This window comes from Methylobacterium sp. WL6, from assembly GCF_008040095.1.
Classification (GTDB): Bacteria; Pseudomonadota; Alphaproteobacteria; order Rhizobiales; family Beijerinckiaceae; genus Methylobacterium.
This window is the reverse complement of the sequence record NZ_VRVH01000444.1, coordinates 1-2,728: the sequence shown is the minus strand read 5'-3', so window position 1 is coordinate 2,728 and position 2,728 is coordinate 1. Positions and strand designations below refer to the sequence as shown.

Annotated in this window: 2 protein-coding genes; both read left to right on the top strand. The window is 75.0% G+C overall.

What is annotated here, in order from left to right; translation table 11 throughout:
- Nucleotides 1-158 precede the first annotated feature (158 nt).
- Nucleotides 159-992 (top strand): SDR family NAD(P)-dependent oxidoreductase, encoded by an 834-nt coding sequence (locus tag FV230_RS26920; protein WP_147844554.1) that lies wholly within the window; start codon nucleotides 159-161, stop codon nucleotides 990-992.
- Between the two features lie 100 nt (nucleotides 993-1,092).
- Nucleotides 1,093-2,728 (top strand): molybdopterin cofactor-binding domain-containing protein (locus FV230_RS26915; protein WP_147844553.1); only part of this gene is annotated, 1,636 nt, incomplete at its 3' end.

The following is a 2,728-nucleotide window of genomic DNA, read 5'->3' as shown; positions in this document are numbered from 1 at the left end:
GGGTGGGCCTCGGCTGACGCGAGGGTCGGGAGAGGGGAGCGACAGTGCCGGATGCGGCGCTCCCCTCTCCCGACCCGCTTCGCGGGCCACCCTCCCCCGCAGAGGGGGGAGGGGAAGTGGACCGCGCGTTTCATCCACCAAACATGCAGCGAGCCCCCATGCCGAACTGGAACCTCGAGAACCGCACGGCCCTGATCACCGGCGCGGCGAGCGGCATCGGCCGTGCGCTGGCGGTGGGGCTGGCCGCGCGCGGCTGCAACCTGGCGCTGGCCGACCGCAACGTCGCCGGGCTGGAGGAGACCGAGCGGCTGATCGCGACGAACCGGGTCCGCATCAGCCGCCACCCCCTCGACGTCGCCGACCGCGACGCCATCGCCGCGCTGCCGGCCGCGGTCGAGGCGGCCCATGGCGGCCTCGACGTGCTGATCAACAATGCCGGCGTGGCGCTCGGCGGCACCTTCGAGGACGTGACGGAGACCGATTTCGAATGGCTGTTCGAGATCAACTTCTGGGGCGTGGTGCGGATGACCCGCGCCTTCCTGCCGCTGCTGCGGGCGCAGCCGGAAGCGCGGATCGTCAACCTGTCGAGCCTCTACGGGCTGATCGCGCCGCCGGGCCAGACCGCCTATTCCGCGAGCAAGTTCGCGGTGCGCGGCTTCTCGCAGGCGCTGCGGCACGAGCTCGCCGGCACCGCGATCGGCGTCACCGTGGTGCATCCGGGCGGCGTCGCCACCTCGGTCGCCGACAGCGCCCGCCTGCCCGCGCACATGACCGCCGAGGAGGCCGCCCGCGGCCGGGCCGCCGCCAACAGGATGCTGAAGCTCGCCCCGGAGCGGGCGGCCGAGATCATCCTGGCGGCGGTGGAGCGCCGGCAGGGCCGGGTGCTCGTCGGCTCGGACGCCAAGCTGATCGCGCTGATCGAGCGCCTCGTGCCGGTCTCGTACTGGAACGTCATCCAGAAGCTGCTGCCGCGCGACCGCGCCGCGACCTGAGCGCGGATCGCCGCGGGCCACGGCGAAAGCCTTGCCGCGCGGAGAGCGAGGCACACCTCCCCTCGACCGGTCCCGGACCGAAGCGAAGTGGAGCGCGCCGATGGACCACCCGATCGCCGACCCGGCCCAGGCCGGTGCCGAGGAAGGCCTGCTCGGACGCCCGCAGGTGCGAGTCGACGGGCCGGCCAAGGTGACGGGCCGGGCGCGGTTCTCCTCCGACGTCGCCCTGCCGGGGCGCGCCCACGCCGCGCTCGTCACCAGCACGATCGTGCGCGGGCGCATCCGCGGCTTCGACCTGGCCGCCGCCGCGGCGACGCCGGGCTGCCTGCGGATCTTCACTTATCGCGACCTCGCCGGGCGGATCGCGCCGGTGAAGCACCTGATGGCCGGCGGCTACGCCAACAGCGCGCACCTGCCGCTCGGCTCGGACGAGGTCGCCTATGCCGGCCAGATCGTCGCCCTCGTCGTCGCCGAGACGCAGGGCGCGGCCGAGGAGGCCGCCGCCCGCGTCCGCGTCGCCTACGCGGAGGCGCCGTTCGCGGCCACCTTCGACGAGGCCGGCGCCGAGACCGTGCGGCTGGCCGACCTGAAGCCCGAGCACGCGGATCCGCGCCGGGGCGATGCCGACGCCGCGCTCGCCCGGGCCGATATGCGGATCGCGGCGCGCTACGAGACGCCGGTGCAGCACCACAACCCGATGGAGCTGTTCACCACCGCCTGCGCCTGGGACGGCGGCCGGCTCACCGTGCACGAGCCCTCGCGCTACGTCGGCGCGCTCCAGCACGGGCTCGCCGCGCAGCTCGGCATGGACCCGGCCGACATCCGCGTCGTGTCGGGGCCGATCGGCGGCCATTTCGGCTCGAAGCTCGCGCTGTCGCAGCACACGGCTCTGGTCGCCCTCGCCGCCCGCGACCTCGGCCGCCCGGTCGCGCTGGTGCCGACGCGGCGGCAGGGCTTCACCATCGCGAACCACCGCCCGGAGACGCGCCACGACCTCCGCCTGGGCGCCGACCGCACCGGGCGCTTCACCGCCCTGGTGCACGAGGCGGCGATGACGACCTCGCGCTTCGACGCCTTCGCGATGGAGGGCACCGACGTGACGGCGAGCCTCTACGCCTGCCCCGACATCCGCACCGACGAGCGCGCCGTGCGGGTCGACCGCAACACGCCCGGCCCGATGCGGGCGCCGCCCGAGGTGCCCTACCTGTTCGCCCTGGAGAGCGCGGTCGACGAGATGGCCTGGGCGCTCGGCCTCGACCCGATCGCGCTGCGCCGGCGCAACGACACGGTGACCGACCCGGTCTCGGGCAAGCCGTTCTCGTCGCGTCCGCTGATGGCCTGCTTCGATGCCGGCGCCGAGGCCTTCGGCTGGTCGCGCCGCATCCCCCGCCCCGGCGCGATGCGGGACGGGGCCTGGCGGGTCGGGCTCGGCTGCGCCACCTCGGTGCGGCCGGTGAAGATCGCCCCCGCGACGATGCGCGTCGCGCTTCGACCCGACGGCCGCGTCGCAGTCGAGACCGCGCACCACGAGATCGGCAACGGCATCACCACGCTGCTGGCGATGGCCGCGGCCGACGGGCTCGGCGTGCCGATCGCGGCGGTGACGGTGCGGCTCGGCGACACCGCGCTGCCCCCGGCCGGCATCTCGGGAGGCTCCTCGACCACGACGAGCCTGCTCAGCACCCTGGCGCTCGCCTGCGAGCAGCTGCGCGCGCGGCTGGCCGCCGCCTGCACCT

Excerpts from the sequence above, each read along its gene's own strand:
- FV230_RS26920 (WP_147844554.1), top strand. The coding sequence starts at position 159 with ATGCCGAACTGGAACCTCGAGAACCGCACGGCCCTGATCACCGGCGCG.